The 15,405-nt window shown below is 58.1% G+C and carries 11 protein-coding genes and 2 tRNA genes; 11 read left to right on the top strand and 2 right to left on the bottom strand.

The features are described from left to right. The first annotated feature begins 48 nt into the window (after positions 1–48). Positions 49–2,280 carry an anion permease gene (locus P8A25_RS10065; protein WP_404838689.1) on the top strand — a complete coding sequence of 744 codons (2,232 nt, stop codon included), beginning with the start codon at positions 49–51 and terminating at the stop codon, positions 2,278–2,280. Between the two features lie 215 nt (positions 2,281–2,495). Here the strand turns inward: P8A25_RS10065 and P8A25_RS10060 are convergent. Continuing rightward, a tRNA-Gly gene (locus tag P8A25_RS10060) sits at positions 2,496–2,569 on the bottom strand. A 143-nt stretch (positions 2,570–2,712) separates the two neighbouring features. Between P8A25_RS10060 and P8A25_RS10055 the strand changes: the two genes are divergently transcribed. From P8A25_RS10055 to P8A25_RS10010, 10 genes are all read left to right on the top strand, one after another. Continuing rightward, positions 2,713–2,786 (top strand) — tRNA-Gly (locus P8A25_RS10055). Between the two features lie 195 nt (positions 2,787–2,981). Continuing rightward, positions 2,982–3,497: a hypothetical protein gene (locus tag P8A25_RS10050; protein ID WP_102722430.1), complete on the top strand. Its 516-nt coding sequence runs from the start codon at positions 2,982–2,984 to the stop codon at positions 3,495–3,497. 21 nt (positions 3,498–3,518) lie between these two features. Continuing rightward, the gene (locus tag P8A25_RS10045; RefSeq protein WP_102749521.1) at positions 3,519–4,733 is read left to right on the top strand and encodes a hypothetical protein; all 1,215 of its coding nucleotides are present in this window, start codon (positions 3,519–3,521) and stop codon (positions 4,731–4,733) included. 92 nt (positions 4,734–4,825) lie between these two features. Then, positions 4,826–7,033: a polysaccharide biosynthesis tyrosine autokinase gene (locus tag P8A25_RS10040; protein WP_102722429.1), complete on the top strand. Its 2,208-nt coding sequence runs from the start codon at positions 4,826–4,828 to the stop codon at positions 7,031–7,033. Between the two features lie 11 nt (positions 7,034–7,044). Next, positions 7,045–7,650 (top strand): polysaccharide biosynthesis/export family protein, encoded by a 606-nt coding sequence (locus P8A25_RS10035; protein ID WP_404838688.1) that lies wholly within the window; start codon positions 7,045–7,047, stop codon positions 7,648–7,650. 582 nt (positions 7,651–8,232) lie between these two features. After that, positions 8,233–8,766, top strand: a complete 534-nt coding sequence (locus P8A25_RS10030; protein WP_102722427.1) for a helix-turn-helix domain-containing protein — start codon at positions 8,233–8,235, stop codon at positions 8,764–8,766. Between the two features lie 65 nt (positions 8,767–8,831). Beyond that, entirely contained in the window at positions 8,832–9,425 is a 594-nt protein-coding gene (ruvA, locus tag P8A25_RS10025) for a Holliday junction branch migration protein RuvA (RefSeq protein WP_102714792.1), read from the top strand. A gap of 224 nt (positions 9,426–9,649) precedes the next feature. After that, entirely contained in the window at positions 9,650–10,675 is a 1,026-nt protein-coding gene (gene gap, locus P8A25_RS10020) for a type I glyceraldehyde-3-phosphate dehydrogenase (protein ID WP_022396231.1), read from the top strand. Positions 10,676–10,843: 168 nt separating this feature from the next. After that, positions 10,844–12,061, top strand: coding sequence for a phosphoglycerate kinase (locus P8A25_RS10015; RefSeq protein WP_102722426.1), 1,218 nt, complete (start codon positions 10,844–10,846; stop codon positions 12,059–12,061). A gap of 260 nt (positions 12,062–12,321) precedes the next feature. Then, the gene (locus P8A25_RS10010; RefSeq protein ID WP_102736422.1) at positions 12,322–13,287 is read left to right on the top strand and encodes a hypothetical protein; all 966 of its coding nucleotides are present in this window, start codon (positions 12,322–12,324) and stop codon (positions 13,285–13,287) included. Positions 13,288–13,463: 176 nt separating this feature from the next. Here P8A25_RS10010 and P8A25_RS10005 read toward each other — a convergent pair whose 3' ends face one another. Beyond that, positions 13,464–15,365 (bottom strand): glycoside hydrolase family 97 catalytic domain-containing protein, encoded by a 1,902-nt coding sequence (locus P8A25_RS10005; protein ID WP_404838687.1) that lies wholly within the window; start codon positions 15,363–15,365, stop codon positions 13,464–13,466. Positions 15,366–15,405: the final 40 nt, after the last annotated feature.

Genomic DNA, 15,405 nt, shown 5'->3' with positions numbered 1-15,405 from the left:
GGGCGTGCGGAAGCGGCCTCCTGTAATAGAGGGCCGTTTATTACGCTTATGGACCCAATCTATTACTTCATCATAGGGCTGATTCTGGTGCTCTCCTGCTTTGACCTCGTCGTCGGGGTCTCCAATGACGCCGCCAACTTCCTGAACTCCGCCGTCGGTTCCAAGGCCGCGCCGCGCAGGACGATCATACTGGTGGCCGCCCTGGGCATCATCATTGGCTCCCTGTTCTCCAGCGGCATGATGGAAATCGCCAGAAGCGGCGTATTCATGCCGGCCCAGTTCACCTTCCATGACATCATGCTGATATTCCTGGCGGTGATGCTGACGGACGTGATTCTGCTGGACGTCTTCAACACCTTCGGTCTTCCCACCTCCACCACGGTCTCCATCGTCTTTGAACTGCTGGGCGGCGCCGTGGCGGTTGCCCTGTTCAAAATCTGGTCCGCAGAGCCGGGCGCAGCGCAGGAACTGTCCAGCTACATCAACTCCTCCAAGGCGCTGGCGATCATCTCCGGCATCTTCTCCTCCGTCTTCGTCGCCTTCATTTGCGGGATAACGGTCATGTGGATTTCCCGCCTCATCTTCTCCTTCAACTACAAAAAATCATTCAAATACCTGGGGGCCGTCTGGTGCGGCTTGGCCCTGACGGCCATCACCTACTTCGCCATCTTCAAGGGGCTGAAAGGCAGCACGCTGGTCACCAAGGACATGATCCGCCACCTGGACGCCCACATCTGGCTGTACGTATGCTGCAGCCTGGTATTCTGGACCGTCCTGATGGCCGTTCTCCAGAACATTTGCAAAATCAACATCCTGAAAATATCCGTCCTGGCGGGCACCATGGCCCTGGCGCTCTCCTTTGCCGGAAACGACCTGGTCAACTTCATCGGCGTTTTCATGGCGGGGCAGTCCTCCATGGAGATAGCGTCCGCCGCTGCGGCGCAGGGCGCGGACCTTTCCACCCTCACCATGGGCGGCCTCATGGTCCCCGTCACGGCGGACTGGCGCTACCTGCTGAGTGCGGGCGTCATCATGGTGCTGGCCCTCATGTTCTCCAAAAAGGCGCAGACCGTCACGGATACGGAGGTCAACCTGGCGAGGCAGGGCGGGGGCGTGGAGCGGTTCGGCTCCGTCCCCCCGGCCCGCATGGCCGTGCGCTATGCGTTGAACGCCTCCCGTGCGGTGGAAAAAATCATGCCCGCCTGCGTGGGAAGATTCATTGAAAAACGTTTCCAGCCCGTGCCGGACGGCCCGGATAACGGAGCCTCCTTTGACCTGATCCGCGCTTCCGTGAATTTGACGGTCGCCGCCCTGCTGATCTCCCTGGCTACATCCCTCCGGCTTCCTCTTTCCACCACGTATGTGACGTTCATGGTGGCGATGGGTTCCTCCCTGGCGGACAAAGCCTGGGGGCGGGACAGCGCCGTGTACCGCATCACGGGGGTGATTACGGTAATTTCCGGGTGGTTCTTTACGGCCTTTGCCGCATTCACCATGTGCTTCATGGTGGCGGCGTGCATCGTTTACGGAGGCCTGTTCGGCATTGTCGCCATGTGCGCCCTGGCTGCCTTCCTGCTGCTGAAAAGCTCCAGGCTCCATAAAAAAAGAACCCAGGCCGGGGCGCTGGCGAAGGTGGCCAATTACCGGGATCCGGCCTGCGCCGCCCGCTACAATGAAGAAATCATTGAGCTGATGAAACGCATGGCGGAAATCTATGAAATGAACCTGGAAGCCCTGAACGTAGAGGACCGGAAGCGGCTGAAAAAGCTCCGGAAGGAAGCTCGCGGCATCCGCCGCTCCCTGAGCGACCGGATGGCGATGGAAGTCATGCCCGTCGTCCGGGAACTCCCGGATGAAGAGGCGGACCGCGGCAAGCGCTACGTGCAGATGGTGGAATACGCCACCTCCGTCTTTGAATCCCTCTCCAACATCACCACGGCCAGCCATGCCTACATAGACAACAATCATGAAGGGCTGGACATGGACAGGATAGAGCACTTGAGGGGGATGAACAACCGCGTTTCCTCCCTGTACCCCCGTTTCCGGGAAATGATGGAAAGCAACGACTATACCGGGCTGGACCAATGCCTGGCCGGCATGGACGCGCTGGATGAGGAATTTGCGGAGGCGGTCAAGCAGCAGATCATCCTGCGGGCGGAGGACGTATCCGACATGCGGCGGGCGCTCCTCTACCTCAACCTCCTTAATGAAACCCGAACGATGATCCGCAAGGTTCTTCTTTTGGCGAAAATTCAGCGGAAATTTGTTCTTGGCTGGTAAAGGCCTGTAATTCACGGCTGCGCCGGAGGCGGCTGCTTCCGGCGCAGCGGAAGAGGGAGCGGCATTTTCTTATCCGGAAATTCTCCCGGAATACCCGGGAAGCGGGGATGGGGGAAATTTATTTTCCGGAAAGCGAAAGCCTCCGGAATGCTCGTCTTTTTAAAGTGTAAAGAAAAACCGCAAGCATTGAGGAACAATTGCTTGCGGTATAAAAGTGGTACGGGCGATGGGAATCGAACCCACGTCTCAAGCTTGGGAAGCTCGCGTCCTACCATTGAACGACGCCCGCATGAAATGCGGATGCCTATTTAGCGGCAGAAGGCAGGTATGTCAAGACCACAGAAAAATCGTGTCTTCTTTTTTGATATTTTAACACAGAAATGAAAAAAAACTTGTCTTACCCCCGAGGCTTGAACATAATGCCTCCGTTGTGCGGGTATAGCTTAATGGTAAAGCTCCAGCCTTCCAAGCTGATCACACGGGTTCGATTCCCGTTACCCGCTCCATTTTTTCATTAAATTCACCTGCTAGATACTTCCTTTATGAAAGCCAGGTTCATGACAAAGACGGCGCTCAGTGCGCTGGCACTTGCGTTTGCGGGCGCCCTCCCCGGTGTGGCTCAGCAAACTGCTTCTCCGGCAGCCGTTCCGGCTGTTAATAAGGTTAAAGCCTCTGCTGTTGAAAAGGCTTTTATGAATCAAATGGCAGGTGTTGTCCAGGCCAGCCTGAAGGCCGGCGCCCTGGATATGAAAGCCGTGACCGAGATTCTGAACGCCGCCGTCAAGGCCGGCGTGTCTGACCAGGTGATGGGCTCCCTGGTATCCATGGCCGCAGGCGCTTTCCCGGGCAGCGCGCCCGCTGTTGCTTCCGCCGCCGTTAAAAGCTATGGAACCCAGGTAACGGAAGCCAACGTACGCAACGTGATTGCCTCTGCTGTGGCTGTGCAGCCCCACCCGTATGCGTCCGTCTCTCCCATCTCGGAAGCGGTTACGAAAGCTCTGGGCAGCTCCATGGTAGCCAATGCCGTTCCCGGCATTGCCGTGGGCGTGGCGGCCCAGACGCCTGACAATCCTCTGCAAGGGGTGACCACTCAGACCAGCGGTCTGGTGAGGCCTGGTGAAGAGGCATCCGGAGGGGCCCTGGTCCTGCCGGGCGGTCTTCCCGTGGGCGGCTCTGCTACAAGCCCCGCTCCCATCTCCAATCCTGCCGGAAATTAACCCGATCCATTTATCAATAGCATGAAGAGTCTTTTTTATCTCTCCTTGATGGCTGCCGGCATGCTTGCCGTCCATGCCAACGGGCAGTCCCTGTACACCCTGGCAGGACCGGTCGGTCTGGAAGAATCCCTTCCCCTGAAGTGGACATTCAATCTGGCCGGCGGTTATGACGACAACGTCAACGCTTCCAACTATGACCAGCAGGAAGCCGCTTTCATCAGCACGGACATCGGCGCCTCCCTGGCCAACTACGATTCCGTGACCCAGTACTCCTTCTCCGCCAAGCTTGGGGGTATCTTTTACCTGAAGGACCTTGAGGGAGAGACGAACGAATCACTTTCCAACTCCACGCTCTCCGCCAACCTTTCCCACAGCTTTGACCAGACCCTGCGCTACAACGGCAGCGTGTCCTTTGCGTGGCAGCCGGAACCCAACTATTCCAACGGCATTGCCAACGCCCGCCGGGACGGCGACTACATTTACGTGTACGTCTCCAGCTCCGTGAGCAAGGCATGGACCTCCCGCTACTCCACCACGCTGGGCGCCAACTTCTCCATGATCAACTATCAGGAGGACTCCGCCAAGACGGACAACCGCGACTATGTGGGCATGGACTTCACCAACCGCTACAAGTGGACGGAACGCCTGGCTATTTCCCTGAGCTGGAACGGTTCCTACTGCGACCGCGAATACGGCAACAACGAATTCTCCAACTTCGTCATGGCCGGTGCTGAATACGCTGTGGCTGAAAATACGTCCGCCACGCTCCGCGTAGGTCCCCAGTTCAAATATGTGGAAAGCTACGGTACCAGGACCTATCCTTCCGCAGAATTCGGTTTGAACCACCGCATGAGCGACCGCTTCATGATCGGCACGTTCATCCGCTACTCCAACGAAGCGACGAATACGTACATTCCCTACAGCGGTGCCAGTTACTATTCCAATGAAACGTGGCGCTTCGGCGTGAACAGCACGCTGAAACTGACGCACCGCGCCAGCCTGAACTGCGGCGTAAACCTGATTTCCAGCGAGTACAGCCGCCTGAGCTCCGGCAGCAACAGTGATACGTCTGACCTGACCTTCAATGCTACGGCCGGCATCAAGCTGCTGCTGACTAATGCGCTGGCTCTTACGGCCCAGTACTCCTACACCAACGGTTCCTACGGCGGCTATAACTACCCGATGCCCTCCTACAACCGCAACGTGTTCTCCTTCGGCGTGAATTACAGCTTCTAAGTCTTGACTGACCATTAATGTCCTTACTCCTCTAATTGCGAATGTTCATTCACAATTAGAGGAGTTTTTATCTTACTACCTCACTATCTTTCATGAATGCCCAGGATCAGCAGAACAGTGATCGCATCGTACGCAACATTGACTATTTGCAAGTTTTAAAAAATCGCTGGAAAGAAGTCTTCCTGGTCTTCCTTCTGGTGCTGGTCATTTCCGTGGTAGTGACTTTCCTGATGCCGCCCTCCTACCGGGCGACGAGCCAGTTCCAGATCAAGCTGCCCAAGCCCGTAATGGAAATCGGCCAGGGGGGGGACGTGGTCGCCTCCTCCAACGTGACGGCTAACTACATTCCCATGCAGTATTCCGTGCTGACTTCCACTGAAGTTCTGAAGGTGGTGTCCAGGAAGCTGAATCTTGCCGCGGAATGGGGCATGACGGATGAAATGGCGGCATCCAATCTGGCCGGCATGATCAAGGTGGCTCCCGTGCGTGCGACGGACCTGGTGGACGTCATTGTCTCCGGCCCGGATCCCAAACTGGTGCAGAACATCGCCAAGACGGTTCCCGAGGCTTACAAGCAGGACCGTGAAATGCGTGAAAACCGCCTGGTGGAAACCGCCATCAAAAGTTTGAAGGACGTTCTCCGGGAACAGGAGGATACCGTCAATGAAAAGATGATGTCCCTCAAGAAGCTGATTGCGGAAAGCTCCTACCTTCCCACTACCTGGAGAAACGGTGAAAACCGGAGCACTCTGACGGCCGGCATGGAAGAGGAAGACTTCCGGAACGCCAAATCCCAGGCCATGCAGTTTGAAAAGGATGAAAAGGAACTGGCTTCCTACGTGCAGGAACTGCAGCGTCTGCCTGACGACAAGCTGCTGGATTACGTCATCAGTTCCGACCTGCTGAATGCGGAATCCGTAGGAGCCAAGGCCCTGCGTGAAACCTATGCCGAATTTTCCGACAAGCTCAAGGAGAAGGAAAACCTGAAAGCCCAGAACATCGGGGCCAGGCACCCCAAGATGCTGGCGCTGCTGGAGACGGAAAGGATTCTGGGAGAGAAGCTGAACAAGGAGCTGATCGGGCTGCGCTCCTCCCTGAAAAGCAAGCTGGAAATGGTTTCCGCAAGCCGGAAGCACTGGGAGGCGACCGTCGCTCAAAAGGAGGAAGCTCTCCAGAAGCATGTCCTGCAGGTTCCCATGTATGAACAGGCCAGCCGTGATTATGACGCCGCGCTGGACCAGCTCAAGGACCTGGATTCCCGGTACAAGGATGAAATCGCCCGTCTGCGCGTTCCCCGTGAAGCGATTGAAATGTACCAGCTTCCGACCTATCCTGCCGCTCCCTACAAGCCGAACGTGACCATCAACCTGGCGGTGGGCGCCGGGGCCGGGCTGCTTCTGGGCATCGGGCTGGCCCTGCTGCTGGAATTCATGGACACTTCCGTGAAGACGATGGAGGACGTGGAACGGGCCCTGCAGGTTCCGGTGCTGGGCATTATCCCCAAGAATGTGCCGATCCTTCATTCTTCCGATGTGATGGGCCCGGACGCGGAAGCCTACCGTATTCTGCGAACAAATATAGAATTCAATAAAAAGGGATTGGAGGAAATTTCCCTGACCTTTGTTTCCGGCAGTGCCGGGGAAGGGAAGACCACCACCTTGTGCAACCTGGCCTATATCTGCGCCCAGGGCGGCTATGCCACCCTGATGATTGACGCCGACCTGCGCCGTTCCAAGCTTCACCGGTATTATGAACTGGACAATGAAGTGGGGCTGACCTCCTATCTGCTGGAAGACTACCCGCTGGAGGAAGTGATTTTCCAGACGCCCATTGAAAACCTGTACGTGATGCCTGCGGGCCCCACGCCCTTCGACCCGTCGGGCGCGTTGAATTCCCGCAAATTCAATGAACTGCTCCAGGAAGTGAAGCAGCGCTTTGACATCGTGCTGGTGGACTCCCCGCCCATCCTCGGCGTCAGTGATTCCGCCGTCATCGTGAGCGAGGTGGATATGACGCTCATGGTCGTCCAGCCCCGCAAACTGCCGCTGAAAGCCCTCCTGAGGCAGAAGCAGGTGATTGAATCCGTAGGCGGCAACCTGGCCGGCGTGGTGATGAATAATGTGGACATCACGTCCGATCACCAGTATCAGTATTACACGACTTATTACTCCTATTATTCTGCGGATGGCGGTTCCTCCGGCGAGAATGCGGACGCCTCTTCCATGAAGAAGGCCGAGCGTTCCGGAAAGGCCAAGGAGCTGGCGGCCACCCAGTCCCATGATAGTGAAGATCTGTACTAACCCATTGCTCCATGAAAAAATACATTTGTTCCCTCCTTTGCCTCTTGCTGGGTGCGGCGGGGCTGGCGTCCGCCCAGTCTCCGGACGCCGTGCCTGCGCAGGGCACCATTGAAATTCAGGTGCGCGGCATTCCTGCGGATGACGCTACGGCCATTTCCGGCCAGTATCTGCTGGACGGCAACGGGACGATACGCATGCCCCAGCTTCCGCCGGGCCACGACGTGCTGCGCGTGGTAGGCAAGACGGCGCGCCAGATTGAAGATATGCTGATGGCCGCCTATAAGAAGGCGGAATTGTACACGGCCCCCACCTTTCTGGTGAAGGTGCAGAGTTCGGACGCGCGGCTGACGGAGCACATTGTGCTGGTGAGCGGCGGCGTAGCCATGAAGAAAAACGTCCTGTGGCGGCACGGCATGACGCTTCTGGAAGCGATTGTGGGCGCGGGCGACATTACGGACTGGGGTTCCCGGTACGTGCAGGTGACGCGCGGCGGAAAAACCGTGACGTACGATTACTTCTCCATCAAGGACAGGGCGATTCCCATTCAGCCCAATGACCGCATCTTCGTTCCCCAGCGCGGGATTTTTGAAGGGCGGCCCGCGAAGCTCCTGCCCTGAAACATTCTTTTTTCATGCCCGGCTTTCCATAGGGAAGCCGGGTTTTTTATTGCCCCGGTTCCCGGAAAATCCATGGAATGCCGGAAAAAACACGTGGGCCGGCGTCCGGGATGGGAACAGGCCGCTGGGGAGATGGAACGCGGAAGGCCTGTCATGAAATTTCCCAGGCCCTTTTCTGGAAATGGGCCGTGCATGCGTGGAACCGTATGGTAGAATCATAGCGGGAAAAAAGTTTTCCCTTGAACCGTACGGCGCCAGTAAAAACGCTGGTGGAAGGGGGTTTTTCCCTGTGCCCGTGAACCTCTGTATTCACCGGAACGGAAGGCCTGCGGGGCGGAAAGAGTTGAGGAACATGCTGTTTTCGCCGGGGGCGTAGGCCCTTTTCCCGTGATTGGCTGATACGGCCTCCGGGCATATATTGCGATGAAATGAGTTCAGTATGAATGTGAAAAACAGAAAAACAAAGAAAAATGTTGAACATTCTTGGACTCAATGCATTTTTGGAATCTTCCAAAAATGTTAGAGTTTCGTGCGGAATGTCTGCATGGAGCTTCGCAATCCCAATGTAAAAACTCATTAACCATGATATACCATTTTAAGAAAACATTCATCGGAGTAGGAGGACGGGAATACATTAACAATCCCAAGCTGAGCTTCCCGGAACATGTGAAAATCCGCCGTCGGGGAACGAATCCCAAATCCGGCCAGCCTTATGCGGAAGCGGGCAGCGCGTTCGTGGAAACGTCCTCCATCGCCTCGCGGCTCTGCTGCAGCGCGTCCGCCGCCCGCCAGTACCTGCACCGTCACGGAGCCCGCTTCCGCGTGGTCCGCAAGGGTACGGGTTCCCTGGCCCTGTACTGGCGGCGTGCGGATGTGGACCGGATTCTCGCCCGGCGGGAGCCTGTACGCCGCCGCGTGCCACCGTGCTACATGGACATGGCTGAGGCTATCGACATGCTGGGGGTGGTGCGCAGCTACATTTACAGGCTCGTGAAAAAGGGGCTGCTGCGCGAATACCGGTGCCGGATGAAGACCGCCCGCGGCCTCCGGGTGCGCTGTTTTTATCACCGGGAGGATCTGGAGCATATCAGGCTGCACGTGCTCCAGAAAAGATGATGGGGCCGGTTTCCGCAGATGCGTTTTTGGCTTGAGCGCGGGCCGGATTGTGTCACGTTATGGGCATGATAGCTTTTCTGCGCGGCACGGTAGCGGAATCATATCCCCAGCGGTTGATTCTGGATGTTCATGGCGTGGGGTATGAGGTGATTGTGCCCCTCTCCACCTTTGACAGGCTGAACCCTCTTCCCGGCAGGGAGCTGACGCTGAAAACCTACCTGCATGTCCGGGAGAACATGCAGGTGCTCTACGGCTTTGCCACGGATGCGGAGCGGGACATTTTCCTGCTGCTGATCGACCGCGTTTCAGGCATCGGCCCTGCCACGGCCATCGCCATTCTTGGTTCCCTGTCCGTGGAGCAGTTCAAGCAGGCGGTGGTGAGCGGGGACGTTTCCGGCATTGCGCGGGCCAAGGGCGTGGGCAAGAAGACGGCGGAACGCATTGTCCTGGAGCTGAAGGACAAGGTGGGACTGGCCGCTACGTGGGAGGCCCAGGCGCAGGGCGCCACCTCCCAGGCAGCGGGGGATGCGGAGCTGGCGTTGATTGCGCTCGGGTTCAAGCAGGTGGAGTCCCGCAAGGCGATCGCCGCCCACCTGAAAGACCATCCGGACGCGGATGCGGACGAACTGATCCGCGCCGCCCTGCGCTCCATGAACTGACCGTCTTCCCCACCCGGGGACCGGCTCTGCAAGCATTTGACTTCCATGCGGGAGCATGCCCGCGGGCAGGGCTTCCTGCGGTCTGCGCAGGCGCGGGAGCATACTGCCATGATGGGGGAACAATAGTGTTGACGGCTGGTTGAATCGTTTTTAAACTTACGGCGTCCATGGTACTTAAATAAGTCCGGGACTAGTAATTAATCAAATCTGAAGCCCTCAATCTTATGGCCAAATATGCTATTAACGGTTTTGGACGTATTGGTCGCAACGTACTGCGCGCCATGTCCAAGGAAGAACGCAACAAGGTTGTTGCCATCAATGACCTGACCCCCATTGAAATGATCGCCCACCTGCTCAAGTATGACTCCACGCAGGGCAAGTTTGACGGTGAAATTTCCATTGATGGAGAATATCTGGTCGTTGACGGTCACAAGATCCTCATCACCGTGGAACGCGACCCCGCCAACCTTCCCTGGAAGAAGCTGGGCGTAGACGTCGTTCTGGAATCCACCGGCCTGTTCACCAAGCGTGACGCCGCCAAGAAGCACCTTGAAGCCGGCGCCAAGAAGGTGCTCATTTCCGCTCCCTCCCCGGATCCTGACCTGACCTTCGTTCTGGGCATCAACGACAGCGAATACGATCCCGCCAAGCACGACATCGTTTCCAACGCTTCCTGCACCACCAACTGCCTCGCTCCCATGGTGAAGGTGCTGGACGACAAGTTCGGCATTGAAAAGGGCATGATGAGCACGATTCACTCCTACACGAACGACCAGCGCATCCTGGACCTTCCCCACTCCGATCCCCGCCGCGCCCGCGCCGCCGCGATCAACATCATCCCGACGACCACCGGCGCCGCCAAGGCCATCGGCGAAGTGATGCCGAACCTGAAGGGCTCCCTGAACGGCGCTTCCTTCCGCGTGCCGACCCCGACCGGTTCCCTGACCGACTTCGTGGCCGTTCTCAAGAAGAACGTGACCGTGGAAGAAGTGAACGCCGCCATGAAGGAAGCCGCTGAAGGCCCGCTGAAGGGCATTCTGGATTACTCTGAAGAAGCCCTCGTTCTCCAGGACATCGTTTCCGACCCCCACTCCTGCATCTTTGACTCCGGCTTCACGTATGTGGTCGGCGGCAACCTGGTGAAGGTCTGCGGCTGGTACGACAACGAATGGGGCTACTCCAACCGCGCCGCTGAAGCCATGAAGAAGCTGGGCGACAGCGTGAGCTGCGGCTGCTCCTGCGGCAAGTAAGTTCTTCCGAACAACGCTTGCTCTTCAGTTGCACGACAAGTCTTGCCGGTTGCCTGCTTCAACCTTCCGGTTCCTGAACCGGGTTTGTCCAGGTGGCCGGGGATTTATCCGGGAGGGCAGAAATGCCCTCCCTTTTTTATTCCATTGAACCAAACAATATAAACCGATATGGCTAAACTTACTGTACGTGACCTTGATGCCAAGGGAAAGGAAGTCCTGATGCGCGTGGATTTCAACGTCCCCCTCAAGGATGGGGAAATTACCAATGACGCCCGCATCGTGGCCGCCCTCCCCACCATCAAGTTCCTGCTGGACCAGGGCGCCCGCCTTGTCCTCACCTCCCATCTGGGCCGTCCCAAGAACGAACCCGATCCCGCTTTTTCCCTGAAGCCCGTTGCCGCCCGCCTTTCCGAACTGCTCGGCAAGGAAGTGAAATTCGTTCCCGCCGCCATCGGCCCGGAATCGGAAGCCGCCCGCGCCGCCATGAAGGACGGCGACGTGGTCCTGCTGGAAAACGTCCGCTTCTATCCCGGTGAAAAGAAGAACGATCCGGAATTTGCCAAGGCTCTTCTGGGCAATGCCACGCTGTTCGTGAACGACGCGTTCGGCACCGCCCACCGCGCCCACGCTTCCACGGAAGGGGTGACGCATTTTGCGGAAAAGAGCGCCATGGGCTTCCTGATCGAACGCGAACTGGAATACCTGGAAGGCAAGCTGGAAAACCCGGAAAAGCCCTTCGTGGTAATCATGGGCGGCGCCAAGGTGTCCGACAAGATTGAAGTGCTTTCCAAGCTGATGGAAAAGGCTGATACGTTCCTGATCGGGGGCGCCATGGCCAACACGTTCCTGGCGGCTGAAGGGTATGACCTGGGCGCTTCCAAGATTGAAGGCGACAAGCTGGATCTGGCCCGTGAAATCCTGGCGGAAGCCAAGGCCAAGGGCGTGAAATTCCTGCTTCCTGCGGACGTGCGCGTAGCCATGAAGTTTGAAGACGGCGCTGAAACCTTCTGCACGGCTCCCTTCGCGGAAGGCGGCAAGGTGCCGGAAGGCGGCATGGCCATCGACATCGGCGACAAGGCTATTGAAGAATTCTCCGCCATCATCAAGGACGCCAAGACCGTTCTGTGGAACGGCCCGATGGGCGTGTTTGAAATGGACTGCTTTGCCAAGGGCACCAAGGAAATTGCGGAAGCCCTGGCGGATTCCTCCGCCATCTCCATCGTGGGCGGCGGCGATTCCGTGACGGCGGCCAAGAAGTTCAAGGTCCAGGACAAGCTTTCCTTCTGCTCTACGGGCGGCGGCGCTTCCCTGGAACTGCTGGAAGGCAAGGTGCTTCCCGGCGTGGGAGCCCTGACCGACAAGTGCGGCTGCTGCTGCCAGAAGTAACCGTTCACGGCCGGCGGATCGTTTTCCGCATGGTGCCTTGAATGAACCTTTTCATTCCCCGTGCCCGTTTCCGGGTGCGGGGATTTTTTTGCTCCCTGCTGACGCGGCGCAAACTGCGGAAGTTTGCCGGCTCCCGCGGTTTAAGGGAAACCCGTTCGTGCTCCGGTGGCTGCCGGTTCCGGAGAGGGGGATGCAGGGAAAGGCGGCACAGTCCTTTTTTGAGCTTGCTCTGCGTGTGGCCCGCGCTAGGCTGGACATGTATGAAAATGCTGCGCAGCTTCCTGGCCGTGTTCCTGTTGTGCTCTCCCGCGCTTGCGGCGGACGCCTCCGTTGCGGGGAAGAAGGAGCATGGGGGGTATCCGGCCCGGTACATGCTTCTGGAATCCTCGTCCCGCAACAGCCAGAGCCTGTCTACGCCCGTGGCCGCGTATGTGAATGACGAAGGCGCGGAAGTGGCGCTTATCGGGGCCATTCATGTGGCGGAGGCTGATTATTATGCCCGGCTGAACAAGCTGTTCGGCAGTTATGACGTGCTGCTGTTTGAAATGATCGGCGGGGAGGGGCTTCGGAGGGAGGAGGAGCTCCGCCGTAAAATAGACCGCAATAAGCCTATGGGAGGGCTGACGCTGGAGGAGGCGCGGGAATGGAACCGGATGGTGGAGTGGAGGAAGAGAGCCGCCCTTGAGGAAAAGTCTTTTTTGCTGGGGCTGCTGGGAAGCGCGTACCGGGAATTGAGCGCCGCGCTGGGCCTTCAAACCCAGCATCAGGGCATTGATTATTCCGCGCCCCATTTTATCCATGCGGACATGACGCTGGAGGAATTCCGGCAGGCGCAGGCCAGTAAGGGAGAAAACTTCGCCAGCCTGATGCTTAAATCCATGCTGTCCTCCCTGGTGGAGAAGCCCGGGGCGTACCAGCCGAATGAATTCGGCATGATGGTGGATTTGCTTGCCGGGAACAAGGCGGGACTGAAGAATGAACTGATGCGCATTTTTGCCCATGCTCCGAATGATTTGGAGGATACCGTGATTCTGGAAGGCCGGAATTCCAAGTGCATGGAAGTGTTTGACCAATGGCGCGGCAAGGGCGTGCGCAGGATAGGCATTTTTTATGGCGCGGCCCATCTTCCCGGCCTGCACGGAGCTCTTCTGGAACGCGGCTACCGCCTCCGGGACGTGCAGTGGCTCCCGGCGTGGAGCACCATGGAGAAGGCTGGCCAGGACTGACCCTTTTGCCGTCTTTTCCGGTCTTTCCGCGGGTAATGAAGTTGGTGACTGCCGGAGGCCGTAAATGATGGGAATTCTCCCTTTCCGGAAAGGCCGCTTCAAATGGAAAGGGAGAAGAGGAAAATAGCCTCTTCCCCTTTCCTGATGAACTCCCGTTGAGCAGACGGAAGGGAACGCTACTTTCCGGCGGGGACCAGGCGGGCAATGCCGCCGCCCTTGACGCGCATGGTGAAGGAAAGGGTGCTCCCGGAATGGAGTTCCCGGTTTTCCACCTTCCAGCCGTCGTTCTTTTCCGGCAGGTCGCGGAGGATGGTGGCCCGGTACGCGGTGTTCCTGTTCAGGAAGTCCAGGGGAATGGAAACGGTGCGTTCCCGTCCGTCCCCGTTCATCAGGGCAATGTACCACTGGTCCCCGGAACGCCGGGCAAAGGCGGCGCATTCCCCGATGGCGGACGGCGGCAGGACGATGGTCTCATCCCATACGGAGGGAATGTTCCGGACGGCTTCCCGTTCCGGGGAGCCTTTCGGGAAGGCGGCTTCCATGTCTGCGGGGTTGGATACCCAGTGGAGGACTGGGGACGTATAAATGATATTGGCCGCCATCTGGAGGGGCCAGGAAGAGCCGCGCAGCTTGGGCCCGTGGCCGAAGTAGCCGCCAGTGAAATCGGCGTGGCCGGAGACCAGCCGGGTGAAGGGCAATGCGCAGTAGTGCCGTCCGCCGATGGCGGCCCAGATGTTCTGTTCCCCGCCGTAGATGCCTTCCCGGCTCATTTCATGCGGCCAGGAGCGTTCTTCCCCCGTGGGGGTATTGGCGCCGTGAAAGTTGACCATGAGCTTGTTTTTAGCCAGGTTTTCCGCGACGGCGTCATAAAAGGCCAGGCGTTCCCGGGAGGCGGAATCCATGAAATCTATCTTGATTCCCTTGATGCCCGTTTTGGCAAGGCTTCTGAAAAAGCTGCGCATGCTTTCCCAGTCGTTGGCGGGGGTGTTGACGTCTGACCAGCGCACCCATACCCAGATGCCTACTTGTTTGCCGGCGGCGTAGCTGGCCAGTTGAGCCACCTTGTCCATGCTTTCCGGCACGGTTTTGCCCCATTTCTTCCATCCTTCGTCAACGAGGTGGTATTCCCAGCCGAATTCGGAGGCCATGTCGACAAAGGCGTACTGGTCCTCTTCACGGACGTTTCCGCGGTCCCACCAGGTCCAGGTGGAGCGGCCCGGCTTGATCCAGGGCGTTTTGGCTCCTTCCGGAAAAAGGTTCCTGTCCGGTTCCGGGGCCAGGGAAGGGATGACGTCGTTCCGGACCAGGCCGTTCAGGTCGTCGTTCACCAGGATGACCCGCCAGGGCATCTCTGCGGAAGAGGGGGCGGAAAAGCCTTCCGGGTCCTGGAAATATACCGTCCTGCATGCGCCGTCCTGAAGGGAGAATTTAATGCCGCTCCACTGCCTGTTGAAATTGGCGGCTTCCTGGATGAGGGCGAAGCCTCCGCCCGGCAGTTCCGCCGCAACCGGCATGGTGCGGACATGGCTGCGGGGATTGCCGGGGTCTTTCTTGAAATCGGCTATTCTGGAAGGAGACCAGACTCCCTCGCAGGGACCCAGTGCGGAAGCGGAGTCCTGGGTCCACAGGACGGCTTTTTCCGGGAAGGCGAATGACGTTTTTTCTTCCCCGATGTTCAGCACGGGCGCTTTCTGCACGTCTTCCGTCCACTCGTAGCGGAAGGCGACTCCGTTGTTGAAAACGCGGGCGCGGAGGCGGAGGCCGGAATTATCCCCGGAAACCACGTATTCGTTGAAATGGACGGAAGCGGAGGGGTATTTGCCGCGCGTTTCAAAGGTGTCGCGGATGTTGTCCTTCACTTTTTTCACGCTCCATCCCGTAATGCCTCCGGCAAGGTCCTTGCCGTTCACCACGATGCCCAGGCCGGAGGGCTCCAGAACCGTCCTGTTTCCCTTTTTCAGGGAATGGGCGGTCCGGTTATCCGCGTGGAGCATCCAGGACAGACGGCCGTCCGGGGATTGCAGAGAGGCATGCAATTCTCCCGCCTGTCCGGAACCGGGCAGGAGGCATCCTGCCATATTGCTGAAAATAATGAGAGATTTTACAATCATATCTTTG

The organism is Akkermansia sp. BCRC 18949 (genome assembly GCF_045011645.1).
Lineage (GTDB): Bacteria > Verrucomicrobiota > Verrucomicrobiia > Verrucomicrobiales > Akkermansiaceae > Akkermansia > Akkermansia massiliensis.
This window is presented reverse-complemented; position numbering and strand designations above follow the sequence as displayed.